The sequence below is a fragment of the Agromyces sp. CF514 genome, assembly GCF_900113185.1.
GTDB lineage: Bacteria > Actinomycetota > Actinomycetes > Actinomycetales > Microbacteriaceae > Agromyces.
Genome location: NZ_FOZD01000002.1, coordinates 431,685 through 454,297 on the forward strand (window position 1 = coordinate 431,685; position 22,613 = coordinate 454,297).

Annotated in this window: 21 protein-coding genes and 1 tRNA gene; 14 read left to right on the plus strand and 8 right to left on the minus strand. The window is 70.2% G+C overall.

The window, feature by feature from the left end:
- Positions 1–8: 8 nt before the first annotated feature.
- Positions 9–1,064: a pirin family protein gene (locus tag BM342_RS14770; RefSeq protein ID WP_092967502.1), complete on the minus strand. Its 1,056-nt coding sequence runs from the start codon at positions 1,062–1,064 to the stop codon at positions 9–11.
- A gap of 71 nt (positions 1,065–1,135) precedes the next feature.
- Here BM342_RS14770 and BM342_RS14775 point away from each other — a divergent pair, with 71 nt between their 5' ends.
- On the plus strand, positions 1,136–1,591 hold the full coding sequence (locus tag BM342_RS14775) for a hypothetical protein (RefSeq protein WP_092967503.1): 456 nt from the start codon (positions 1,136–1,138) through the stop codon (positions 1,589–1,591).
- Here BM342_RS14775 and BM342_RS14780 read toward each other — a convergent pair.
- Positions 1,584–1,826 carry a helix-turn-helix domain-containing protein gene (locus BM342_RS14780; protein WP_092967505.1) on the minus strand — a complete coding sequence of 81 codons (243 nt, stop codon included), beginning with the start codon at positions 1,824–1,826 and terminating at the stop codon, positions 1,584–1,586. The two genes, BM342_RS14775 and BM342_RS14780, sit on opposite strands and share 8 nt — an antisense overlap.
- Positions 1,826–2,446 (minus strand): hypothetical protein, encoded by a 621-nt coding sequence (locus tag BM342_RS14785; protein WP_143109896.1) that lies wholly within the window; start codon positions 2,444–2,446, stop codon positions 1,826–1,828. The genes BM342_RS14780 and BM342_RS14785 overlap by 1 nt, the downstream gene beginning before the upstream one ends.
- 234 nt (positions 2,447–2,680) lie before the next feature.
- Here BM342_RS14785 and BM342_RS14790 point away from each other — a divergent pair, with 234 nt between their 5' ends.
- From BM342_RS14790 to BM342_RS14810, 5 genes are all read left to right on the plus strand, one after another.
- Positions 2,681–5,206, plus strand: coding sequence for an ATP-dependent Clp protease ATP-binding subunit (locus BM342_RS14790; protein ID WP_092967509.1), 2,526 nt, complete (start codon positions 2,681–2,683; stop codon positions 5,204–5,206).
- Between the two features lie 149 nt (positions 5,207–5,355).
- A complete protein-coding gene (locus BM342_RS14795; RefSeq protein WP_092967511.1) occupies positions 5,356–5,565 on the plus strand; it encodes a three-helix bundle dimerization domain-containing protein in 210 nt (69 codons plus the stop codon).
- 95 nt (positions 5,566–5,660) lie between these two features.
- Entirely contained in the window at positions 5,661–6,173 is a 513-nt protein-coding gene (locus tag BM342_RS14800) for an amino-acid N-acetyltransferase (protein WP_092967513.1), read from the plus strand.
- Between the two features lie 76 nt (positions 6,174–6,249).
- The gene (locus BM342_RS14805; RefSeq protein ID WP_092967515.1) at positions 6,250–6,882 is read left to right on the plus strand and encodes a hypothetical protein; all 633 of its coding nucleotides are present in this window, start codon (positions 6,250–6,252) and stop codon (positions 6,880–6,882) included.
- Between the two features lie 275 nt (positions 6,883–7,157).
- Positions 7,158–7,610, plus strand: a complete 453-nt coding sequence (locus BM342_RS14810; protein WP_092967517.1) for a hypothetical protein — start codon at positions 7,158–7,160, stop codon at positions 7,608–7,610.
- A 68-nt stretch (positions 7,611–7,678) separates the two neighbouring features.
- Here BM342_RS14810 and BM342_RS14815 read toward each other — a convergent pair whose 3' ends face one another.
- Together BM342_RS14815 and BM342_RS20005 are read right to left on the minus strand one after the other, a co-directional pair.
- Positions 7,679–8,824, minus strand: coding sequence for a fatty acid desaturase family protein (locus BM342_RS14815; protein WP_092967519.1), 1,146 nt, complete (start codon positions 8,822–8,824; stop codon positions 7,679–7,681).
- A gap of 49 nt (positions 8,825–8,873) precedes the next feature.
- Complete coding sequence (locus BM342_RS20005) at positions 8,874–9,035, minus strand: hypothetical protein (RefSeq protein ID WP_177232213.1); 162 nt, start codon at positions 9,033–9,035, stop codon at positions 8,874–8,876.
- A 155-nt stretch (positions 9,036–9,190) separates the two neighbouring features.
- On the opposite strand from BM342_RS20005, the gene BM342_RS14820 reads away from it, so the two are divergent.
- Positions 9,191–9,610 (plus strand): SseB family protein, encoded by a 420-nt coding sequence (locus BM342_RS14820; protein ID WP_092967521.1) that lies wholly within the window; start codon positions 9,191–9,193, stop codon positions 9,608–9,610.
- A gap of 131 nt (positions 9,611–9,741) precedes the next feature.
- On the opposite strand, the gene radA is transcribed toward BM342_RS14820, so the two are convergent.
- Positions 9,742–11,103 carry a DNA repair protein RadA gene (gene radA, locus BM342_RS14825; RefSeq protein ID WP_092967523.1) on the minus strand — a complete coding sequence of 454 codons (1,362 nt, stop codon included), beginning with the start codon at positions 11,101–11,103 and terminating at the stop codon, positions 9,742–9,744.
- A gap of 70 nt (positions 11,104–11,173) precedes the next feature.
- Here radA and BM342_RS14830 point away from each other — a divergent pair, with 70 nt between their 5' ends.
- Complete coding sequence (locus BM342_RS14830; protein WP_092967525.1) at positions 11,174–12,376, plus strand: flavin-containing monooxygenase; 1,203 nt, start codon at positions 11,174–11,176, stop codon at positions 12,374–12,376.
- Between the two features lie 101 nt (positions 12,377–12,477).
- Positions 12,478–12,567 (plus strand) — tRNA-Ser (locus BM342_RS14835).
- A 73-nt stretch (positions 12,568–12,640) separates the two neighbouring features.
- Here BM342_RS14835 and BM342_RS14840 read toward each other — a convergent pair.
- A complete protein-coding gene (locus tag BM342_RS14840) occupies positions 12,641–13,477 on the minus strand; it encodes an alpha/beta fold hydrolase (RefSeq protein ID WP_092967527.1) in 837 nt (278 codons plus the stop codon).
- A 259-nt stretch (positions 13,478–13,736) separates the two neighbouring features.
- On the opposite strand from BM342_RS14840, the gene BM342_RS14845 reads away from it, so the two are divergent.
- Complete coding sequence (locus tag BM342_RS14845; RefSeq protein ID WP_092967529.1) at positions 13,737–14,501, plus strand: YqjF family protein; 765 nt, start codon at positions 13,737–13,739, stop codon at positions 14,499–14,501.
- Positions 14,502–14,513: 12 nt separating this feature from the next.
- Here BM342_RS14845 and BM342_RS14850 read toward each other — a convergent pair whose 3' ends face one another.
- Positions 14,514–15,962 (minus strand): MFS transporter, encoded by a 1,449-nt coding sequence (locus BM342_RS14850; protein WP_092967531.1) that lies wholly within the window; start codon positions 15,960–15,962, stop codon positions 14,514–14,516.
- A 188-nt stretch (positions 15,963–16,150) separates the two neighbouring features.
- Between BM342_RS14850 and BM342_RS14855 the strand changes: the two genes are divergently transcribed.
- The 4 genes from BM342_RS14855 (at position 16,151) to BM342_RS14870 (ending at position 22,594) form a co-directional block, all read left to right on the plus strand.
- Complete coding sequence (locus tag BM342_RS14855; RefSeq protein ID WP_177232214.1) at positions 16,151–16,795, plus strand: TetR/AcrR family transcriptional regulator; 645 nt, start codon at positions 16,151–16,153, stop codon at positions 16,793–16,795.
- Between the two features lie 49 nt (positions 16,796–16,844).
- Complete coding sequence (locus BM342_RS14860; protein ID WP_092967536.1) at positions 16,845–18,851, plus strand: hypothetical protein; 2,007 nt, start codon at positions 16,845–16,847, stop codon at positions 18,849–18,851.
- Positions 18,852–18,854: 3 nt separating this feature from the next.
- Complete coding sequence (locus tag BM342_RS14865) at positions 18,855–20,321, plus strand: glycoside hydrolase family 43 protein (protein ID WP_092967538.1); 1,467 nt, start codon at positions 18,855–18,857, stop codon at positions 20,319–20,321.
- Positions 20,322–20,416: 95 nt separating this feature from the next.
- Positions 20,417–22,594 carry an alpha-L-rhamnosidase gene (locus BM342_RS14870; RefSeq protein WP_255368833.1) on the plus strand — a complete coding sequence of 726 codons (2,178 nt, stop codon included), beginning with the start codon at positions 20,417–20,419 and terminating at the stop codon, positions 22,592–22,594.
- Positions 22,595–22,613: the final 19 nt, after the last annotated feature.

The following is a 22,613-nucleotide window of genomic DNA, read 5'->3' on the forward strand; positions in this document are numbered from 1 at the left end:
GCGAGCGGTCAGGCGCGCGGCTTCAGCCGCACGGTCGGCAGCTCGGGCGCGGGCAGCGGGTCGCCGTCGAAACCGGCGACCGTGCCGAAACGCCCGTCGGTATCGCCGCGCGCGATGACGTCGGCCTGCCAGGCGCGCCGGAACTCGGCGACCTCGTCGTGGCTGCGCCCGATGAAGTTCCACCACATCACGAGTTCCTCGCCGAACGGCACGCCGCCGATGAGGATCACGCGGGCCGGCCCATGATCGTCGGCCCGCAGCCGCACGCCCTCGTGGCCGGTCGCGACGTGCCCGAGCTCGTTCGCCGCGAGGTGCGACGTGTGCCCGGCGACGGCCAGCGGATCGGCGTCGGCCGCGCCGTCGTCGTGCTCGCTCTCGAGCGCGGCGATCGTCGCGGTCACCGGCCCTCGATCGACGAGCAGTCCGTGCTCGAACGCGGGGTCGAGCTCGATCCACGCCTCGCCGCCCGGAGGGAGCTCGATCTGCGCTCCGACGAGCGGCGAGAACAGGGTCACGGATGCCTCGTCGTCGAGGCCCGGAAGCGCGCCGGCGAACACGCGCACGACCGCGTCGTCGACCTGCACCGGCACCGTGTCGGCGTGCTCGAAGAAGGGCGCGACGTCGCGCGAGGCGCTCGGGAGCGCGACCCACAGCTGCACGCCGTGCAGGCGCGTCGTGCCGGGCGTGGACACCTCGGAGTGGGCGATGCCGCGGCCCGCGGTCATGAGGTTCACGGCGCCCGGGCGCACGAACTCGGCGCTGCCCGTGCTGTCGTGGTGCTCGATCTCGCCCTCGAAGAGCCAGCTCACCGTCTGCAGGCCGGTGTGCGGATGCGGCGGCACGACCATGCCGCCGGAGGTCGCGACCTCGTCGGGACCGTAGTGGTCGACGAAGCACCAGGCGCCGATCGTCGTGCGGCCGCGCTGGGGGAGCGTGCGTCGGACGTTCATCGCGCGGGGACCGCCGAGGGGCACGTCGCGGGGCTCGAGCACCGTGATCGAGGCGGCGCCGGAGCGCTCGGGCGGGCACACGAGCTCGACGGGATCGCGTTCGAGATTGCTCATGCCCGCATGGTAGCCCCAGCCCGCCGGGTCGCGACGCGCGCCGGACGCGGTCGAACCGATACCATTACGGCATGCACTCCTCCCTCACTCTCCGTCGTGCTGGCCTCGCGGCCGTGGCCGTGGCATCCGTGTTCCTGCTCTCCGCGTGCAACCCCAGCCCGCGTGCGATCGAGAACTTCGACGGGCTGCCGGTGAGCGATCACGAGGGCGATGCAGACGGCCACACCGACGAGGGTGCTTCAGACGAGGGCCTCTCGGCCGCGTGGGTCGGCCAGGGCGGCCAGATCGCCATCACGATCTCGGGCAGCTCGACCTGCCCGGTCGTCGGAACGCGCATCAACGTCGTCGACGACGCCGACAGCGGCAACCGCGTGTCGGTCGACGTGCAGGGTCCGGCCGACGACGAGGTCTGCACCATGGACTTCGTGCCGCACACCACCGTGTTCTGGACGCCGGTCTTCGTGACCACGACCCAGCCGCTGGTCGTCGAGGTCGGCGACCAGTCGTTCACGCTCCCGATCAAGTAGCCGCCCGAGGGCGCCGCACCAGCAGCTCTCCGATCTCGCAGTCGAGGGCCTCGCAGATCGCCTGGAGCGTCGAGAAGCGGATGGCGCGCGCCCGGTCGTTCTTCAGCACGCTGAGGTTCACGACCGAGACCCCGACGAGCTCGCTCAGCCTCGTGAGCGTCATGCCCCTGAGGGCGAGCAGCTCGTCGAGCCGGCAATGCACATCGGATGCCTCGTCGGGCTCGGCGGGTGCCATCAGACGAGCCCCTCGGTGTCGCGGCGCAGCCGGTCGCCGATCGAGAACACCACGGTCGCGAGTGCGGCCACGAACGCGAGCAGCAGGTACGGCGCGAGGTCGACGGACATGACCACGTTGTCGAAGGTGCGCTCGCTCACCACGGCGAAGGCGCCGTTCGCCGCCATGTTGCCGAAGAACGGCACGGCGGCATAGCCCAGCAGCCCGGTGAAGCCCGCGATCGTGACGAGGCGCGTGTTCCGTCGGCTGAAGACGCGGCCTCGCATGACCGACCAGCTGAGCGCCACGAGGCAGGCGACGACCACGACGACCGTGGTCGCGGCGATCGCCTGCTCGATGACGAGCGAGGCGAGCGAGAGTGCCGGCAGCGAGTCCGCGGTGACGGCCGCCCGGTCGAGGACCACGGGCAGGGAGGCGCCGTCGGGTCCGATCGGCGCCTCGGCCACCGTGCCGACGAACTCGGCGGGCACCTGCACGTCGCGATTCGGGAGGACCTCGATGATGCGCAGGACCGCTGCGACGACCGCCCAGACGGCGATGACCGTACCTGCGACGAGGAACGCCCCCATGCCGACGAGGTCGGCCCGGCTCGGTCGGTACTGCTGGGTCGTGCTGCTCATCACGCGCTCCATAACGAATATCGATAACAACGAATATCGATACGGTACGTCGCGCCTCGGGCCGTCGTCAAGCCGTTCGCGCGATCCGGGCGCCCTGCTCCGCTCGGCGAGGACGGCAGGACGTCGGATGCCGCGGCGGTGCGCCCACGGCGAACACCGGCCCATGCGGCATCCGTGCTGGTTACGCTCGATGTATCGGCGCCCCCTGCCCTGAGGGGTCGAGAGGAGTAGAGCATGTTCGAGAGATTCACCGACCGAGCCCGTCGTGTCGTCGTCCTGGCCCAAGAAGAGGCCAAGATGCTCAACCACAACTACATCGGCACCGAGCACATCCTGCTCGGGCTCATCCACGAGGGTGAAGGCGTCGCCGCCAAGGCGCTCGAGTCGCTCGGCATCTCGCTCGACGCGGTGCGCGAGCAGGTGCAGGACATCATCGGCCAGGGCCAGCAGCAGCCGACCGGCCACATCCCGTTCACGCCGCGCGCCAAGAAGGTGCTCGAGCTCTCGCTCCGCGAGGCGCTCCAGCTGGGCCACAACTACATCGGCACCGAGCACATCCTCCTCGGCCTGATCCGCGAGGGCGAGGGCGTCGCCGCCCAGGTGCTCGTCAAGCTCGGCGCAGACCTCAACCGCGTGCGCCAGCAGGTCATCCAGCTCCTCTCGGGCTACCAGGGCAAGGAGCAGGTGCAGGTCGGCGCGAATGACCAGCAGCAGCCCCAGGGCGGCTCGCAGATCCTCGACCAGTTCGGCCGCAACCTCACGCAGGCCGCTCGCGAGTCCAAGCTCGACCCCGTGATCGGCCGCGAGAAGGAGATCGAGCGGGTCATGCAGATCCTCTCGCGCCGCTCGAAGAACAACCCCGTGCTCATCGGCGAGCCCGGCGTCGGCAAGACCGCCGTCGTCGAGGGCCTCGCCCAGGCGATCGTCAAGGGCGAGGTGCCCGAGACGCTGAAGGACAAGCAGCTCTACTCGCTCGACCTCGGCTCGCTCATCGCCGGTTCGCGCTACCGCGGCGACTTCGAGGAGCGCCTGAAGAAGGTCACCAAAGAGATCCGCACGCGCGGCGACATCATCGTCTTCATCGACGAGATCCACACGCTCGTGGGCGCCGGTGCCGCCGAGGGCGCGATCGACGCAGCCTCGATCCTGAAGCCGCTCCTCGCGCGCGGCGAGCTGCAGACCATCGGCGCCACCACGCTCGACGAGTACCGCAAGCACTTCGAGAAGGACGCCGCGCTCGAGCGCCGCTTCCAGCCGATCCAGGTGCAGGAGCCCTCGCTGCCCCACGCGATCAACATCCTCAAGGGGCTGCGCGACCGCTACGAGGCGCACCACAAGGTGTCCATCACCGACGGCGCCATCGTGGCTGCGGCGAACCTCGCCGACCGCTACATCAGCGACCGGTTCCTGCCCGACAAGGCCATCGACCTGATCGACGAGGCCGGCGCGCGCCTGCGCCTGTCGATCCTCTCGTCGCCGCCCGAGCTGCGCGAGTTCGACGAGAAGATCGCCGTGGTCCGCGCCGCGAAGGAGACCGCGATCGAGGAGCAGGACTTCGAGAAGGCCGCCTCGCTCCGCGACGAGGAGAAGAACCTCCTCGGCGAGCGTCTGCGTCTCGAGAAGCAGTGGAAGGCGGGCGACGTCAAGACCACCGCGGTCGTCGACGAGGGCCTGATCGCCGAAGTGCTGGCGCAGGCCACCGGCATCCCGGTCTTCAAGCTCACCGAAGAGGAGTCCTCGCGCCTCGTCTTCATGGAGAAGGCGCTGCACGAGCGCGTCATCGGCCAGGAGGAGGCGATCTCCGCCCTGTCGAAGACGATCCGCCGCACCCGCGCCGGCCTGAAGGACCCGCACCGCCCCTCGGGCTCGTTCATCTTCGCCGGCCCCACCGGCGTCGGCAAGACCGAGCTCGCCAAGGCGCTCGCGGAGTTCCTCTTCGACGACGAGGCCGCGATGATCTCGCTCGACATGTCGGAGTACGGCGAGAAGCACACCGTCTCCCGCCTCTTCGGCGCCCCTCCCGGATTCGTCGGATTCGAAGAGGGCGGCCAGCTCACCGAGAAGGTGCGCCGCAAGCCGTTCAGCGTCGTGCTCTTCGACGAGATCGAGAAGGCGCACCCCGACATCTTCAACTCGCTGCTGCAGATCCTCGAAGAGGGTCGCCTGACCGACGGTCAGGGACGCGTGGTCGACTTCAAGAACACGGTCATCATCATGACGACCAACCTCGGCACGAAGGACATCTCGAGCGGGCCCGTCGGCTTCGCCCTCGAGGGCGACACCCGCACCGGGTACGACCTCATGCGCGGCAAGGTGAAGGAGGAGCTGAAGAAGCACTTCAAGCCCGAGTTCCTGAACCGCGTCGACGAGATCATCGTGTTCCCGCAGCTCAGCAAGCCCGAGCTGCTGCAGATCGTCGACCTGTTCCTGAAGCGACTCGGCGACCGCATGCTCGACCGCGACATGACCGTCGAGCTCACGGTCCCCGCGAAGGAGCGACTCATCGAGCTGGGCTACGACCCCGCGCTCGGTGCGCGTCCGTTGCGACGTGCCGTGCAGCGCGAGATCGAGGACGCGCTGTCCGAGAAGATCCTGCACGGCGAGCTCAACGCGGGCGACCACGTGCACGTCGACTTCCAGGACGGCCAGTTCGTGTTCACGACGACCCAGCGGGCGCTCCCCGTCGGCGTCGGCATCAACACGGGCGCGGCGATCGGCACCGGGCCCGCGACGCCCGACCTCGCCGTCACGTCGGACTAGGCACGTCGGACTAGGCACGGCGGCCGAACGCGGCATCCGTCCGCGTCTCGTCAGCTCATGAAAGGGTCGGACCTTCGGGTCCGGCCCTTTCGCCGTTTCTGCACGAGATGTTCAGGGTCGCGATCCATGGTTTGGCATAGGCTCCAGACATGGAGCAGAAGAAGGCGACCGAGCAGCACGCCGTCACCGAAGTGGTCGACCGTCTCGCCGAGAAGTACCCCTCGGTGGACCGCGACGAGATCGCCCGCATCGTCGCCGACGAGTACACCAACCTCGACGGCAAGCCCGTGCGCGACTTCGTTCCCGTGCTCGTCGAGAAGAGCGCCAAGAAGCGCGTGAAGCAGGTCGCCAAGGCCTGAACGGCGCGGCGCCAGCCTGCCCCGCCCTTGCGTCGGCCCCTGAGTCGTCCATCGAGCCTCGGGGCTGCCGTGTCGTCGCGGCTCGATAGGGTTGCATGGTGAACAACCGGGTCAGCGTGCGCGCCGCACGCACCAGCGACGTGCCGCACATCCTCGCACTCGTGGAGCCGCTCGTCTCGCGACGCATCCTGCTCGGCAAGGAACGCGTCGACCTCTACGGCGCGATCCAGGAGTTCCGGGTCGCCGAGCTCGCAGAGACGGGCGAGATCATCGGCGCCGGCGCCCTGCACGCCATGTGGGAAGACCTGGGCGAGGTGCGCACGCTCGTCGTCGCCGATGCCTGGCTCGGCCACGGCGTCGGTCACGCGATCGTCGACCGCCTCGTCGACGACGCCCGTGCGCTCGGCCTCAGCCGACTGTTCTGCCTCACGTTCGAGGTCGACTTCTTCGCCCGGCATGGATTCGAGGACATGGGCGAAGAGACCGTCGCTCCCGAGGTCTACGCCGAGCTCGTGCGCTCGCACGACGACGGTGTCGCCGAGTTCCTCGACCTCGCGCGCGTGAAGCAGAACACCCTCGGAAACACGCGCATGCTCAAGAGCCTCTGAACGGCGCGTTGATCGGGCATTTCGGCACGCCGGGCGCGCGCCACCGGCATCCGTCGCCCGGTCGTACCCTGTGAGCATGTCGACGAACCAGACACCGGCACGACGGCAATCGCCGCAGGTGTACCGTCGGCGACGGCTGGTCGTGATGCTCGGGCTCGTCGCGGTGATCGTGGCCGTCGTGCTCATCATCGTGCGCCCCGGCGGCGCGCAGGGCGACAGCGACACGAAGTCGCCGGCGAGCACGGCACCCGCCTCGCCGCCCACGACGACGATCCCGACCGAGGCGGTCGCGGCCGACGGCGACCCCTGCTCGCCCGAGCAGATCACGGTCGAGCCGGTGACCGACAAGAGCGTGTACGAGGCAGGCGAGCAGCCCCAGTTGACGGTCACCATCACGAACACGGGCCGGAACGTCTGCGTGCTGAACGCAGGCACCGCCGCCCAGGTGTTCACGATCAAGAGCGGGGACGAGCAGTACTGGACCTCGACCGACTGCCAGACCGAGCAGGTCGACGCGGAGGTGTCGCTGACGCCCGGCACGCCCGTGAGCTCGGCCGCACCGCTCGTCTGGGACCGCACGCGCTCCGCGCCCGACACCTGCGACGGCGCACGAGAGGCCGTGCCGGCCGGCGGCGCGTCGTACCACCTCTCGGTCTCGGTCGACGGGTTCTCGAACGAGGACCTGACGAAGCAGTTCCAGCTGTACTGACGTGGCTTCCGACGTGCACGGCTCGGCGAGACCGCCGACGACGGCACGGCGCAACCTGTGAACGCGCACATGTCGGGCGACCATACTCCGGAAATGAAGCTCATTCAGGAAGTCCGGGCGCAGCGCAGACCCGCCATCCACCGAGTCGGCGCACCGACCGGGACCCGCGACGGCAGGTTCCGGGCGCACTTCGGCGATCATCCCGCGAGCGAAGCCAGCTGGGCGGTCGGCGTTCGCCCGTCCTGGGCGGCCGGGACGCTGAGGACCCGGCCCTGATGAGCGCGCCGGAGTCGGTCGGCGACGGCTCGTTCGCGGTCTCGCATGTCCTGGTCAACGAGTTGCCGGCGACCCTCGGCACCTCTGAGGAGCCCGACCGCTACAGCGTCTCCGCGGTCTTCACGCGGCGTCCGACGCCAGAGGAGCTGCGGCTGCTCGAGTCCCCGGCGGTCGAGACCCGCCTCCATGACGCCGGATATGCACAGGCAGCCCTGAAGGCCGTCGACCGCCGTCTCGTCATCGAGCACACCAACCTCGCGGAACTCGCAGGCGGACTCGCGGAGCTCGTCGGCGAGGTCCTGCTCGAGATCGGGACTCGGGCCGGCGAGCAGCAGCGTGAGCGGGATGCCTCGTCGGCCGCGCGCGCACGCGATGAGGCGGAACGCGCAGCGCTCGTCCTGGATGCCGCCAAGCGCATCGACTTCCGACCCCACCGCTCGATGTACGAGTAGCAGACGACCGCCAGGCGTCGACGGCGCGCGCTCCGGAGGGCGGGCTGCGCGACGCGCCGATCACGCCGCTACGCCGGCCGGATGCCGGTCGACAGAGGCGCTGTGCCGGGGGTCTCCCGCTGCGCCAGGAGCGGGCACTCGAACGGATCCCGATCGCCGAGACCGACCCGGTTGATGTACCTGAAGACGATTCCGTACGAGTGCCAGAGCGTCGTCTGCGTGTACGGCACGTCTCGCTCGCGCAGGTAGCTCGCGATCAGCGGCGCTGCGCGCCGCAGATGCGGACGCGGCATCGACGGGAAGAGGTGGTGCTCGATCTGGTAGTTGAGCCCGCCCATGGCGAAGTCGAGCAGTCGGTTGCCTCGGATGTTGCGGCTCATGATCGCCTGCCGGCGCAGGAAATCGAGGCGCAGCTCGGCCGGTACGAGCGGCATGCCCTTGTGGTTCGGCGCAAACGAGATGCCCATGTAGAACCCGAACAGGCCGAGCTGGATCGCCAGGAAGACGAAGGCCCGATCCGGTGACAGCACCAGGAAGACGAGCGCCAGGTAACCGATGATGCGGACTGCGAGGAACCCGATCTCGATCGGGCGTCGCGCGACGTGTTCGCGCTGAAAGACCCGGTGCACGCTCGAGACGTGCAGCGAGAGCCCTTCGAGCAGCAGGATCGGGTAGAAGAAGGCGCCCTGATGTGCGATGGTCCAGCGCAGCAGGGCAGGTCGGTGCCGTGCCGCCTGCGCGGGCGTGAACGCGATGACCGGAAGGTCGATGTCGGGGTCGGAACCGATCCGATTGGGATTCGCGTGATGGCGGGTGTGCTTGTGCTGCCACCATCCGTAGCTCATGCCCACGAAGAGGTCTCCGAGGACCAGGCTCGTCCAGTCGTTCCACCTGCCCGATCGGAAGATCTGGCGGTGCGCGGCGTCATGACCCAGGAAGGCGATCTGCGTGAAGAGGAAAGCGAAGGCAGCGGCGGTGAACATCTGCCACCACGTGTCGCCGATCCAGATGAACACCGCGATCGCCGTGCCGATCAGCAGCGGCACCGTCGAGAGCTTCGTCCAGTAGTAGCCGTAGCGCCGACGCATCAGCCCCTCCGACCTGACGAGCCGCGCGAGGTCGGTGAAGTCGCTGTTCGGGCCCGCCTCTGCCGTGCCGCGCGGTGCGGCCGATCTGGCGTGGGTCTTGATCACTCGTCCTGCGTCGCCGGACATGACGCACCTCCTCCGATGCCCCGGTGCGGGGCATCCGTGGAGCCGTGACCTACACCGATGGTCGGACGCGCTGTCTCAGGATGCCGACGACGAGCGTGCCGATGAAGAGGACGATCCCGATCACTGCGAGCCAGAGGAGGCCTTCGAAGACGAACCCGACGATCGCCAGCACCGCCCATGCGACGAGGAGAATGACGATCGCGGTCCACATGTCATCAGGCTACGCCGGAGATGAGGAATCCTCGTCAACTTGCAGCAAGCTCACATGCGGGGAGCCGGAGCGGCGGCGGCTCGTGCACGTGTACTCCGGCCGACGCGACGGGGCCGCGCAGCATCCGCTCGGGAACGGCTCGGTACGCTGGGGGAATGGCGCAGCGCAGGAAGTCGAGCAAGTCGGGCAAGGGCGGCGAGCCGATGGAGTTCCGTTCCGAGGCCCTCGCGGCGGCCCTCGAGAAGCAGGATATCGCCGCGGTGGCGCTCGCGCTCCGGCACGGCAACACGGTGGTTCCGCTCATCAAGCCCGGACCGCGCGACAAGCCGCTCGACGGCGGCGAGGTGTGGACCTACCGCGACCCGAACTCGGGAGAGGTCGCGCTGCTGCTCTTCAGCGACGCCGAGCACAAGCCCGCGAACCTGCCTCCGGCCGTCGGCCTGCAGAGCCCCGCGTGGCTCCGAACCTTCCTGAAGCGGCACGAGTCGACGATCACGACCGTCTTCCTCGACATCGCGGGCCCGCACCCGATGCAGGCCCCGCCCGCCGAACTGTTGAAGGCGCTCGAGGCCTGAGGTGACGGGGCCGAGCCGGCTCACTTGAGCCGCACGCCTGAGCCGGTACGCCTGAGCCGACACGCCTGAGCCGACACGCCTGAGCCGACACGCCTGAGCCGACACGCCTGATTCGGCAGGCTCGACCGTCGCTAGAACGCGGCGTCGAGTTCGCGTTCGCGCTCGGTCGTGGCAGCGACGAGCGCCCGCCCGACGGCCGCCTGCACGCTGCCGGCCTCGACGTCGAGGATCGTCGTGTACCCGAGCCTGCGCGCCTCGCTGCCTCGCTGCTTGGCCGAGCTGACCGGGCGAACCTCACCGGCGAGGCTGATCTCGCCGAAGGCGGCGAGGTCGTGCGGCACGGCGCGGTCGCGCATGGCCGACGCGATGGCGATCGCGATGGCGAGATCGGCGCCCGGTTCGACGAGCCGTACGCCGCCGACCGTCGAGACGTAGACGTCGTGCTCGCCGATCTGGCGCAGGCCCGCTCGGCGTTCGAGCACCGCGAGGATCATCGCGACGCGCGAGGGATCGACGCCGTTGACCACCCGGCGCGGCTGCGGGGCCTTGGTGGCCACGACGAGCGCCTGCACCTCGACCGGAAGTGCACGGCGCCCCTCGAGCGCGACCGTGACGCAGGTGCCGCTGACGGCCGCGCCGCGGCTCAGGAACAGCCCGCTCGGGTCGGGCACCTCGGCGATGCCGTCGCCGGTCATCTCGAAGCAGCCGACCTCGTCGGTGGGCCCGAAGCGGTTCTTGAGCGCCCGCACGAAGCGCAGCGCCGTCTGCCGGTCGCCCTCGAACTGGCACACGACGTCGACGAGGTGCTCGAGCAGGCGGGGGCCCGCGATCGTGCCGTCTTTCGTGACGTGGCCGACGAGCAGCACGGGCAGTTCGCGCTCTTTCGCAAGGCGGATGAGCGTCGAGGCGACCTCGCGCACCTGACCGGGCTGGCCGGCGATGCCGTCGTTCATCGAGCTCGACACGGTCTGCACCGAGTCGACGATGAGGAGTTCGGGCTGCACCGCGTCGACCTGCCCGATGACCGTCGCGAGGTCGGTCTCGGCGGCGAGGAACAGCTCGGGCTGCAGAGCGCCCGTGCGGCCGGCGCGCAGGCGAACCTGGGCGACGGACTCTTCGGCGCTCACGTAGAGCACGCGACGACCGGACGCGGCGACGCGTGCCGCGACATCCAGCAACAGGGTGGACTTGCCCACGCCCGGCTCGCCGCTCAGCAGGATGGCGGCGCCCGGCACGATGCCGCCGCCGAGCACGCGGTCGAACTCGCCGACGCCGCTCGCCCAGTGGCCGCGCTCTTCGGTCGTGACCTCGGTGATCGACCGCGCGACCTGCGAGGCACCGATCGCGACGGGCTTCAGCGTGCGCGAGATGCCGGTCTGCTCGCCCGCCTCGACGACCGTGCCCCACTGCTGGCACTCGGCGCACCGGCCGACCCACTTGACGGTGCTCCAACCGCATTCGGTGCAACGGTGTGCGGACGCGGGTTTGGCCATGCTGCGAGGGTACGGGCGGCCGCCGACATCGGCGCGTGCGGACGTCATGGCGGAGGGTTAGCCTGTGCGCATGTCCGCAGACGTGGACGTGCTCGTCATCGGAGCCGGCCAGGCCGGACTCGCCGTCAGCCATGAGTTGTCGGTGCGCGGGCTCGAGCACGTGGTGCTCGAGCGCGACCGCATGGGGTCCGCGTGGGCGAGTCGGTGGGACTCCTTCTGTCTCGTGACGCCGAACAGCGCGATCCGTCTCCCGGGCGGCGCGTACCGCGGCGGCGACGGCGACGGGTACCTTCCGCGCGACGAGATCGTCGACCACCTGACCGGTTATGCGGCGTCGTTCGGGGCCCCCGTGGCCGAGCGGCACGAGGTCGACCTGGTCGAGCCCGACGAGACGGGGTTCGTCGCCAGGTCTGCGGCCGGCGACATCCGTGCGCGTCGCGTCGTCGTCTGCACGGGTGCGTACCAACGGCCTCACCGACCGGCCTTCGTGGACGAGCTCGCTCGTCGGGTGCCGGTCGTCGTGTCGGCCGAGTACCGCTCGCCCGGTGCGCTTCCGGACGGGCCGGTGCTCGTCATCGGCGGCGGGCAGAGCGCGTGCCAGATCGCGGAGGAGCTGCACCGGGCCGGTCGTGAGGTCACCCTCGCGCCCGGGCGGGCGCCGACCATGCCGCGGCGCATCGACGGTCGGGACACGTTCGAATGGCTCGAGGAGGCGGGCTTCTTCGAGCAGGTGCTGGCCGACCAGCCGTCGCCCACGGTGCGGCTCGCCGCCAACCCGCTCGCCACGGGGGCGGGCGGCGGGCACGACCTCAGCCTCCGCACGCTCGCGGCCGACGGCGTGGGGCTCATCGGGCGGGTGATCGGCGTGGACGACGGGCGGCTGGTCGTCGCCGACGACCTCGCACAGACCCTCGCGGTCGGGGACGACGGGTTCCGGATCATCTGCGACCTCGCGAAGCAGGCGGCAGCGTCGCGCGGGATGCCCGCCCCGAACACCCCCGAACCGCTCGACGCGCCGGTCGACGCGGCCGAGGTGCCGCGTCTCGGCGACCTCGGCGTCGTGCTGGTCGCGTGCGGGTTCCGGCCGGCCTACGACTGGATCGACGTGCCCGGCGCGTTCGACGGGGGCGGCTTTCCGGTGACGGATGCCGATGGCAGCCCAGCCGTCGACGGCCTCTGGTTCGTCGGGGTGCCGTGGCTCCGCCGGCGCAAGTCGCCGCTGCTCATCGGGGTCGGCGAGGATGCCGCGATCGTGGCCGATCGGCTCGCGTGAGGGGTGCTCGACGTGCGGTCGATACGCACTCGGAGCGAGCTCGATCGTGCGCCGGATCGCTCGTTTTGGTCGATTCGGCAGTCTCGCCTACTATTGACCTCGGTACCGTGTCCGAGCGGCCGAAGGTGCAACTCTCGAAAAGTTGTGTGCGTGAAAGCGCACCGTGGGTTCAAATCCCACCGGTACCGCCAGAGAACGCCCCGATCCCCTGAATACAGGGAATCGGGGCGTTCGTCGTTTCCTCCGCCGGCTGGAATGCCGGGGTCACCCTGCAGCGTCGAGGATGACGTCGGCGACCTCGCCGGGGTGGCTCATCATGACCACGTGCGAGCTGCGGATCTCGACGGTCTCGGATCCGGCGCGTTCGGCCATCGCCCGTTCGGCCTCGGGCGGGATGGTGTGGTCCTGCGAGGCCACGATGTACCAGCTCGGGATCGTCTTCCAGGCCGGTTCGCCGGAGGGCGTGAACAGGGCTTGGAGCGCGGCGGGCCGCTGCGAGGCGGCCATCACGGCGGTCTGCTTCTTGGGGAGGTCCGCGGCGAACAGCTCCCGGAAGAACGCCGGGTCGATGTAGCCGTCGGCATCGCCCTCGGGTGCGCCGGGATACGGGCGGATGACGAGGTGGTCGCCGAGCGCCGAGTGGCCGCCGCCGAGCTCGTTCGCGTCGATGAGGCGCTCCCCGGCGTCGAGCGCGTACGCGGCGACGTAGACGAGCGAGACCACGTTCGGGTTGCCGGTCGCCGCGTTCGTGATGACCGCTCCGCCGTAGGAGTGGCCGACCAGGACGATCGGTCCCTCGATCGTCGCGAGGATCGACTTCACGTACTCGGCATCCGCGGTGAGACCGCGAAGCGGGTTGGACGCCGCCAGCACGGTGTAGCCGCGCTTCTGCAGGCGTTCGGTCACGTCGTTCCATCCGCTCGAATCGGCGAACGCGCCGTGCACGAGCACGACGGTCGGCTTCGGGGTCGTCGGGCGATGGGCGGGTTCGACGGCTGCGGCCGGCAGCGCGACCGCGACGGCCGCCAGTGCGGCGGCCGCGGCGACGGCGAGCGTGATGCGCAGGGGGCGTCGGCGCCCTCGTGCGTGCGGGGTGGACATGGTCGTTCTCCTCGTCTCGATGGACGACGGCGATGGATGCCCGGGGAACGGGCTCAGCCGTCACGCACATGCTCCTGCTGCCAGGCGGGTCACCGCACCACGTGCAGCGCGTAGTCGTGGCGCCGACGGCCCGCCGATCCGTGCCGTTCGAGGCGAAGGAGGCCGGCCTCGGCATCCGTGAAGGCAGCGCCTCTCGTCGCCGCATCCGTGCGCGGATGTCGCGTCGACGCGCAGCTGGCGCAGCCGTACGCTGTGGCGTGTGATCGAGCCGATCAGCGTCACCCCGCCGCACCGCATCGAGCGCGTGATCGCGAGCCAGCGCTGGAGCGACGCGCTGTTCGTGCACTGGCGGGTCGAGGCCGAACGCGTGGCGCCGTTGCTCCCCGCCGGAACGCGTCCCGACGAGCACGACGGCAGCAGCTGGGTCGGGCTCATCGCGTTCCGGCTGGGCGAGGCGCGGCTCGGCCCGATCGGACCGGTGCCGCTCATCAGCGACTTCGTCGAGATCAACGTGCGCCTGTACGCCGTCGACGGAGCGGGGCGCCGCGGCGTCGTGTTCCGGTCGCTCGAGGCGTCCCGGCTGGCGGCCGTCGTCGCGGCACGGGCGACGTTCTCGCTGCCGTACGTCTGGGCGAGCACGTCGGGTGGCGTCGACGGCGACCGGGTCGCCTATCGGTCGCGTCGCCACGGCAGCGGCGCGTCCGCCGCGATGGAGGCGACCGTCGATCGTTCCCGCACCGTGCAGGACGCGTCCGCGGACTTCCTGACCGCTCGCTGGGCCATGTTCACCCGACGACTCGGCCGCACGCGGTGGCATCCGAACGCCCATGAGCCGTGGGTGCTGCACCCCGCGACCCTCACGTCGCTGACGGATGACCTGGTCGCGGCGGCGGGCCTGCCGGGCGTCGTCGGGGCGCCGCCCGACTCCGTGCTGTTCAGCCCGGGCGTGTTCGCGCGGTTCGGTGCGGGAGGCCGCGGTGACGCGAACGGAGGCCCCGGCGTGCAGACGCCGAGGCCTTCGTGAAGATCCGGGGGCCTACTTGGCGCCCTTCACGGGCACGATCGCGAGTGCCGCGAGGCCGACGAGCACGACGGCCACGATCCAGATGCCGAGGTATCCGCCGGTCACCACGACGACGAGGCTCGCGAGCAGCGGGCCGAGCGCCTGCCCGAGGCTGCTGCCGAGGTTCGCGACGCCGAGGTCGCGCCCGGCGCGACGCGGGTCTGGGAGGACATCGATGAAGAGCGCCTGGTCGACGGGGATGTAGATGCCGAAGGCGAGGCCGGCCAGCGCGACCTGGATGAACAGGCCGGGCAGGGTCGGAGAGATGATCGGCACGAGGAAGCTCGCGGCCATGATGATCGACGCGACGATGACGAAGGGCTTGCGCTTGCCGACCTTGTCGGAGATGCGGCCCGAGAGCAGCATCGCGATGAGCGTCAGCGGCAGGCCGACGAGGGTCAGCAGCGGCGCCATCGTGGTCGCCTCCGATGCGCTCAGCGCCGGCCGGACGTACGACTGCAGCAGGTACAGGCCGAGGGCCGTGGACACCGTGTAGCCGAACGTCAGGAGCAGGCGCGCGATGAACACCCAGCGGAAGTCCGCGTCGCGCACGGCGACGGTGAAGCCGACGAAGAACTGCTTCCAGTTGAAGGCGTCGACCGCGAGGTCCAGCGACGAACGGTCGCGTGCGAGGAGCACGAAGAGCGTGGCGGTGAAGGCGGCGCTCAGGGCGACGACGAGGTAGATGTCGAGGCCGACGGACGAGAAGAACACCCCGGCGAGGATGCCGCCGAGCAGGCCGCCCAGGAAGTTCCCGAAGCCGCCGAGGCCCGAGGCGAGTCCGCGGCGCTCCTCGGTGACGCGGTCCGCGACGGTGGTCTGCAGCGGCGCGAGCGCCATGTTGAGGAAGCCCTGTGCGAGCGCGATGGCGAGGCCGAGCACGGCGAGCGTGGGCGAGAACCGTGCCACGACGAGCAGCGCCGAGCCGATGATCGCACCCGACAGGATCCAGGGTGCGCGGCGGCCGAACCGCGAGCGCGTGCGGTCGGAGAGCACGCCCACGATCGGCTGCACGAACATTGTGACGACGGCGCCGATCGAGGTGATGACGGCGAGCGCGCCGGCCTTCGACGATTCGTACGCCGAGAGGATGTCGAGCTGACGCTGCTGGTCGGCCGTCGCGGTGGCGGTGCCGTCGTCGATCGACTGCTTGAGGAGGGTGAGCTGCTGCAGGTCGACGCCCGCGTCGGCTCCGGTGAAGAAGTTCGCGAACTCGAAGAGCTGGACATGGTTCGGCAGCACGATGCCGAGCACGGCACCCCAGACGGCGCTGATGCCGATGTAGACGAGCGTGTACACCGTCAGGTACCGGCGGAAGCCCGGACCCTTCAGGTAGAAGCCCGACGTGCCGGTCTCGATCGGCTCGGTCGTCGTCGGCACCTTGTCGCGAGGCGCCTTCGGTGAGGCGGTGCGTGCGCTCATGGTTGTCCCATCGTCTTCGATGTCGGGCCGGTGTCGGGGGAGGGGATCCGGACTACGCGGACGCCTGACTGCTGAAAACGGAGTAAACCATCAAATCGAGATGGATGCAACCCCAGAAGGTCTCGACTCTCTCGGTAAACCCGGCTCCAAATATAGAGTTCACTCAAGTTTGGTGTTACCTTCGTCGCGTGAGCACAATTGCGACGAAGCGCGGACCGTACGCCAGGACCCAACAGCGGCGGGAGCAGATCGCGCGCGCCGTGCTGGACATCGTCGAAGAGCTCGGGCACGAGGCGGTCACCATCGCCCTCGTCGCCGAACGCAGCGACACCAGCGAGGCGACGGTGCTGTACCACTTCCCGTCGCGCGATCACCTGCTGGTGGCGGCGCTCGCGTACTCCGACCGCATGAGCGACGAGAAGACGCACGCGTCGGAGTCCGACGAGCCGTTCTCGCTCGAGGAGTTCCACGCGTCGATCGAGGCGGGCGGGTACGACGGCAACCTGGTCCGCCTCCTCCTCGTCATGAAGGGGCAGACCGCGACGGCCGACCACCCGGCCGCAGCGTACTTCGCGGGCCGGTACGAGACCCAGATCGGGATCTTCACGCGCCTCATCGCGGGCCGGCAGCGCGACGGATACGCCCTCGCGGCACTCGACGCGCGCCAGATCGCAGTCCAGCTCGTCGCCGTCTGGGACGGCCTCACCAACCTCTGGCTCACCGACCCCGGCTTCAGCATCGCCGACCTCGTGATCGACGCCTACCGGCGCCTGGCCGGCGAGAACATCGTCGAGGCCCGAGCGCTCATCAACCGCACCGACTTCGGTCTCTGATCGGCTCGCGCCCTCTCCGACACGAACCCCCATCGAAGGATCACCAGCAATGACGCAGCAGACTCCCGTTTCCGTCGACTCCGGTATCGGCGCCGGCTTCGAGACCCCGTACGTCGACATCGACGAGGAGCGACGGCTTCCCGTGCCGCACCGGTACGTGCACGGCGGGTTCGAGGGCACCGAGACGCGGTTCTCGTTCGCCTTCCCGCCGGCCGACCGGTACGAGCAGCGGTTCTTCCAGCACGTCACGCCGGTGCCCGACAGCGAGAACCTGGCCCAGACGGCCGTCGGTCGCGAGGGCAAGATCGACTTCGCGATCTCGAGCGGCGCCTACTTCGTCGAGACGAACGGCGGCGGCGCGAACTTCGCGCGCCCCGAGCTCGGCGGTGACATGACGATCGCCGCGTTCCGCGCGAACGCGGCATCGGCCGAGTACTCGAGGGTCATCGCACGGCAGATCTACGGCGAGCACCGCCCGTACGGCTACCTCTACGGCGGCAGCGGCGGCGGCTTCCGCGCGATGGGTGCGGCCGAGAACACCAGCGGCGTCTGGGACGGCTTCGTGCCCTACGTCATCGGCAGCCCGCTCGCGATCCCGAACGTCTTCACCGTGCGCATGCACGCGATGCGCATCCTCCGCGACAAGTTCGAGGTGATCGACGACGCGTACGCTCCCGGCGGCAGCGGCGATCCGTTCCCGCTGCTGAACGCCGAGGAGCAGGCGGCCCTCGCCGAGGTCACGAGGATGGGATTCCCGCCCCGGTCATGGTTCGGCTGGCGCACGATGGGCGCGCATGCGTTCAGCGTGCTGTACGGCGGCCTGGCCATGATCGACCCCGACTACTTCGAGACCTTCTGGACCACCGAGGGCTACCTCGGCGCGGACCCGACCGCGTCGGTGCACCGCGACCGGCTCCAATGGGAGGTCGAGGTCGCCGAGCTCGTCCGCGGCGACGACCACGGGACCTCGCACGGTCCTCGCGGCGGCGTCGACCAGGCGTTCCGCGAGCCGTCGCTCGCCGCCGGGCAGATCATCGGTGTGCGGTTGCGCACGTCGGCGCCCATCGACGCACAGCTCGCCGACCTCGTCGTGACATCCGGTGCGGCCGAGGGGGCGAGGCTCGTCCTCAGCAGCGTCATCGGCGACGTGGCCATGATCGACATCCCCGGTGCCGGGGCAGCGCTCGAAGGGCTGCAGCCCGGCGATCTCGTCACGATCGACAACAGCAACGTGCTCGCGGCGCAGACCTACCACCGGCACCAGGTTCCGAGCCCCGACTTCGCGGTCTGGGACCAGTTCCGGGGCGCCGACGGCGAGCCGACCCTGCCCCAGCGCCCGATGCTGGTCGGGCCGCTCATGGCGATGGGGGCGTCCGGCACGATCCAGAACGGCGCGTTCGACGGCCGGATGATCGTGGTCGCCTGCCTGAACGACCGGGAGGCGTTCCCGTGGCAGGCCGACTGGTACGCGGGCAAGGTTCGCGAGCACCTCGGCGCCGACACGGATGACCGCTTCCGGCTCTGGTACGTCGATCACGCCCTGCACGGCGACGACGAGGCGCAGGAGCACCCCACGCGCTCCGTCTCGTACCTCGGCGCGCTGCACGAGGCCCTGCGCCAGCTCGCGGCCTGGGTCGAGCGCGGCGTCGAGCCGGCGGCCAGCACGGCCTACGAGATCACGGATGGTCAGGTCGTCGTTCCGGATGCCGCGGCGGCCCGCCACGGCGTGCAGCCCGTCGCACGGCTGACCGTCGACGGCGGTGAGCGGGCGGAGGTCTCGGCCGGCGCCACGGTGCTGCTGCGACTCGACGCGAGGATGCCGTCGCGAGCCGGCAGGATCGTCGGCATCGAGTGGGACCTCGACGGCGACGGCGAGTACGACGCGATCGAGGGCGTCGAGGTCGGCGAGGTCGTGCAGGTCGAACGCCGCATCGCCTTCGAGGCACCGGGCACGTATTTCGTCACGGCGCGCGTCGCCGCACAGGGCGAGGGCGACCCCGAGTCGATCTGGGCCCGGATCGAGACGCTCGCACGCGTTCGCGTCGTCGTCGTCTGAGCCATGAGCGCTCCGATCATCCCGGGGTTCTTCCCCGACCCGACGGTGTGCCGCGTTGGAACGGACTACTACCTCGCGACCTCGAGTTTCGAGTACTTCCCGGCGGTGCCGATCTTCCACAGCACCGACCTGCTGACGTGGACGCAGATCGGCCACGCGTTCGATCGTGAGAGCCAGCTCGACCTCCAGTCGAGCGGGTCGGGGGTCGGCGGCATCTACGCGCCCACGCTCCGGTACCACGACGGGACGTACTTCCTGATCACGACGAACGTCTCCACGGCCGACCAGGGGCACATGATCGTGACGAGCACGGACCCGGCGGGTCCGTGGTCGGATCCGGTGTTCGCGCCGGGCTTCGACGGCATCGACCCCGATCTGACCTGGGACGCCGACGGCATGTGCCACCTGACCTGGTCGTCGTACGCGCCCGGACTCGAGGGCATCGCGCAGGTGCCGTTCGACGTGCGGACCGGCACGGCGCTCGGCCCGGCGCGCGTGATCTGGAAGGGCACCGGCCTCGCGTGGCCGGAGTCGCCGCACCTGTACCTCGTCGACGGACGGTGGATCCTCACGATCGCCGAGGGCGGCACCGAGCGGGGGCACTGCATCACCGTCGCCCGCTCGCGGAACATCGACGGGCCGTACGAATCGGCAGCGCAGAATCCGATCTTCACGCACCGCAGCACCCCGTCGCCGATCCAGAACGTCGGGCACGGAGACCTCGTGCAGACCCCGACCGGCGAATGGGCGATGGTCTACCTCGCGGTGCGGGTCGCGGGCATCACCCCCGGATTCCACGTCAACGGGCGCGAGACCTTCCTGGCCGGCATCGACTGGGCCGACGGCTGGCCGGTGGTCGACGAGCACCGGTACGAGGTCCCGCCGACCGAGACGGGCTTCTCCGACGAGTTCGCCGGGGCCCTCGACCTGCGGTGGATCTCGCCCGGCTCCGCGGCATCCGGCTGGACCGAGCCGTCCGCGAGCGGAGGACTCGACCTCCACGCCGACCCGACCGGCGGCACCCGCCTGCTCGCGGTCCGCGCGCGCGACCCCGAATGGTCGGTGTCGGCGGACGTCGACGCCGCTCGAGGAACCGGCGGCCTCGTCATCCGCCTCGATGACGACCACTGGTGCTCCGTCGAGGTCGGCAGGGCGGAGATCGTTGCACGGCTGAGCCTCAGGGCGGGGGTCATCGAGCTCGGACGGACGTCTCGTGTCGGCGACGAGATATCGCTGTGGCTGCGCGTGACCGTGCCGGAGGCGGGGCACAACGCGCCGGTCGGCCCCGACGTCATCGAGCTCGGCGCGATCACGGCGGGGGAGTCGGCCTCGCTCGGGTCGTTCGACGGCCGCTACCTCTCGACCGAGGTCGCCGGCGGGTTCACGGGCCGGGTCGTCGGGGTCGCGCCGTCGTCCGGCACGCTCCGCGTCTCGTCGTTCTCATACCGCCCGGGTCGAGCCGGGTCATGACGTTCTCTCCCCATGCGCGCATGATCACGTCCGACCGGCGCACCGGGTCGGCCCCCGCGCTACGGCGGCGATTCGCGCGCTCGGGCGAGCACGGAATGCTCACTGCTGCCGTGCTGCGGGCAACCGCGCTCGGCGTCTGCGAGGTGTTCCTCAACGGCTCGCCCGTCTCGGCCGATGTGCTGACGCCCGGGTGGAGCAGCTACGAGTGGCGGCTCAGGTACGCGCGATGGGATGTCACCCCGCTCATCGCCGCGACGAACACCATCGGCATCCTCGTCGGCAACGGCTGGTATGCGGGCAACCTCGGGTTCGCCGGAGGTCATGCGATCTACGGCGACCGGCGGGCGGCGCTCGTACAGCTCGACCTGACCTACGCCGACGGATTCATCGAGACGATCGTCAGCGACGAGTCGTGGTCGTCGGGCCCGAGCGCGATCCTCGCCGACGACCTGTACGACGGGCAGACCATCGACGGGCGCGCGGTCGATCCCGAGTGGGCGACCGATCATGGATCCGAGGACGGATGGGGCGGCGTGCGCGTGGTCGACTTCGATCACGCCGTGCTCACGCCGTACGTCGGCCCGCCGGTGCGACGCCAGGAATCGATGGAGCCGACCGCGGTCTGGACCTCGCCCTCCGGGCGGACGCTGATCGACTTCGGCCAGAACCTCGCGGGCTGGATCCGCCTTGAGGTGACGGGCGACGCAGGCCGGCAGATCACGATCCGGCATGCCGAGGTGCTCGAGCACGAGGAGCTCGGCGTGCGCCCACTCCGCAACGCGGAGGCGACGGATCGATTCATCCTGAGCGGTGGCGCGGACGTGTTCGAGCCGACGTTCACCTTCCACGGCTTCCGGTACGCCGAGGTCGATGGGTGGCCGGGCACACACGACGAGCTCGCGTCCGCCGCTCGTGCGATCGTCGTCCACTCGGAGCTGACGCGAACCGGTACGTTCGAGTGCTCCGACCCGCTGCTGAACCGGCTGCACGCGAACGTCGTCTGGACGATGCGCGGGAACTTCGTCGACGTTCCCACCGACTGCCCCCAGCGCGATGAGCGCCTGGGCTGGACCGGTGATCTCTCGGCGTTCGCGCCGACCGCCGCGTACCTCTTCGACGTCGAGGCGTTCCTGCGCGACTGGCTCCTCGACCTGGCCGAGGAGCAGCGGCACGCCGACGGGGTGATCCCGCTCGTGGTGCCCGACAACATCAAGTACGACTGGCTCGACGAGACCGCCGCGGCGCTCCACCGAGGATCGAGGGTCATGGCGCTCTGGAGCGATGCGGCCTGCTGGGTGCCGTGGGCCCTCTGGCAGGCCTACGGGGACCGCACGGTGCTCGAGCAGCAGTACGACTCGATGGTCGCGTACGCCCGACTCGTCGACTCGGTGGTCGGCACACGCGGACTGCTCGACGAGGGCCACCAGTTCGGCGACTGGCTCGACCCCACGGCGCCGCCCGACGCACCCCTCGAGGCGAAGGCGGACAGCTCGGTCGTGGCCACGGCTTGCGTGTACCGATCGGCGGTCATCGCCGCGGAGGCGGCCGCGGCGCTCGGCCGGGGTGACGACGCCGCCGAGTTCGGCCGACTCGCCGGCCGCATCCGCGAGGCGTTCACCGACGCCTACGTCGACGGCGGCCGGATCACGAGCGATGCGACGGCGGTCTACGCCCTCGCGATCGCATTCGACCTGCTCGAGGGCGATGCTCTGGATGCTGCGGGCAGCCGCCTCGCGGAACTCGCCGAGGAGGCGGGCTTCACGGTGACCACCGGGTTCGCGGGCACGCCGTTCATCCTCGGTGCGCTCACGAAGACCGGGCACCTCGACGTCGCCTACCGCCTGCTGTTGGAGCAGGAGTGCCCGTCGTGGCTCTACCCCGTGACGATGGGCGCGACGACGACCTGGGAGCGGTGGGACTCGATGCTGCCCGACGGGTCGATCAACCCGGGCGAGATGACGAGCTTCAACCACTACGCGTTCGGGGCCGTGGCCGACTGGATGCACACGACGGTCGCCGGGCTGTCGCCGCTCGCGCCGGGGTACGAGCAGGTGCTGTTCGCACCACGCCCCGGCGGCGGGCTCACGTGGGCGAAGGGTGCGCTCGAGACGAGGCACGGCCGGGTCGCGATCTCGTGGAACGTCGATGGCGGTCGACTGGCCGTCGACGTCGAGGTGCCCCAGGGGTGTCGGGCCGTCATCCGGATTCCGGGCCGGGACGACGAGGCGGTCGGCTCCGGACGGCACTCGCGCGGGGTGCGCTTCGTCGACTGAGCAGTCGGCCGAGTCGGCC

Bases quoted from the DNA above. Each gene is read 5' to 3' on its own strand.
- BM342_RS14770 (WP_092967502.1), bottom strand. From the start codon at position 1,064: ATGAGCAATCTCGAACGCGATCCCGTCGAGCTCGTGTGCCCGCCCGAG.
- BM342_RS14815 (WP_092967519.1), bottom strand. From the start codon at position 8,824: ATGTCCGGCGACGCAGGACGAGTGATCAAGACCCACGCCAGATCGGCC.
- BM342_RS14800 (WP_092967513.1), top strand. From the start codon at position 5,661: ATGGTGAACAACCGGGTCAGCGTGCGCGCCGCACGCACCAGCGACGTG.
- radA (WP_092967523.1), bottom strand. From the start codon at position 11,103: ATGGCCAAACCCGCGTCCGCACACCGTTGCACCGAATGCGGTTGGAGC.
- BM342_RS14830 (WP_092967525.1), top strand. From the start codon at position 11,174: ATGTCCGCAGACGTGGACGTGCTCGTCATCGGAGCCGGCCAGGCCGGA.
- BM342_RS14860 (WP_092967536.1), top strand. From the start codon at position 16,845: ATGACGCAGCAGACTCCCGTTTCCGTCGACTCCGGTATCGGCGCCGGC.
- BM342_RS14870 (WP_255368833.1), top strand. From the start codon at position 20,417: ATGCTCACTGCTGCCGTGCTGCGGGCAACCGCGCTCGGCGTCTGCGAG.
- BM342_RS14795 (WP_092967511.1), top strand. From the start codon at position 5,356: ATGGAGCAGAAGAAGGCGACCGAGCAGCACGCCGTCACCGAAGTGGTC.
- BM342_RS14790 (WP_092967509.1), top strand. From the start codon at position 2,681: ATGTTCGAGAGATTCACCGACCGAGCCCGTCGTGTCGTCGTCCTGGCC.
- BM342_RS20005 (WP_177232213.1), bottom strand. From the start codon at position 9,035: ATGTGGACCGCGATCGTCATTCTCCTCGTCGCATGGGCGGTGCTGGCG.
- BM342_RS14810 (WP_092967517.1), top strand. From the start codon at position 7,158: ATGAGCGCGCCGGAGTCGGTCGGCGACGGCTCGTTCGCGGTCTCGCAT.
- BM342_RS14820 (WP_092967521.1), top strand. From the start codon at position 9,191: ATGGCGCAGCGCAGGAAGTCGAGCAAGTCGGGCAAGGGCGGCGAGCCG.
- BM342_RS14805 (WP_092967515.1), top strand. From the start codon at position 6,250: ATGTCGACGAACCAGACACCGGCACGACGGCAATCGCCGCAGGTGTAC.
- BM342_RS14865 (WP_092967538.1), top strand. From the start codon at position 18,855: ATGAGCGCTCCGATCATCCCGGGGTTCTTCCCCGACCCGACGGTGTGC.
- BM342_RS14850 (WP_092967531.1), bottom strand. From the start codon at position 15,962: ATGAGCGCACGCACCGCCTCACCGAAGGCGCCTCGCGACAAGGTGCCG.
- BM342_RS14840 (WP_092967527.1), bottom strand. From the start codon at position 13,477: ATGTCCACCCCGCACGCACGAGGGCGCCGACGCCCCCTGCGCATCACG.
- BM342_RS14780 (WP_092967505.1), bottom strand. From the start codon at position 1,826: ATGGCACCCGCCGAGCCCGACGAGGCATCCGATGTGCATTGCCGGCTC.
- BM342_RS14785 (WP_143109896.1), bottom strand. From the start codon at position 2,446: ATGAGCAGCACGACCCAGCAGTACCGACCGAGCCGGGCCGACCTCGTC.
- BM342_RS14775 (WP_092967503.1), top strand. From the start codon at position 1,136: ATGCACTCCTCCCTCACTCTCCGTCGTGCTGGCCTCGCGGCCGTGGCC.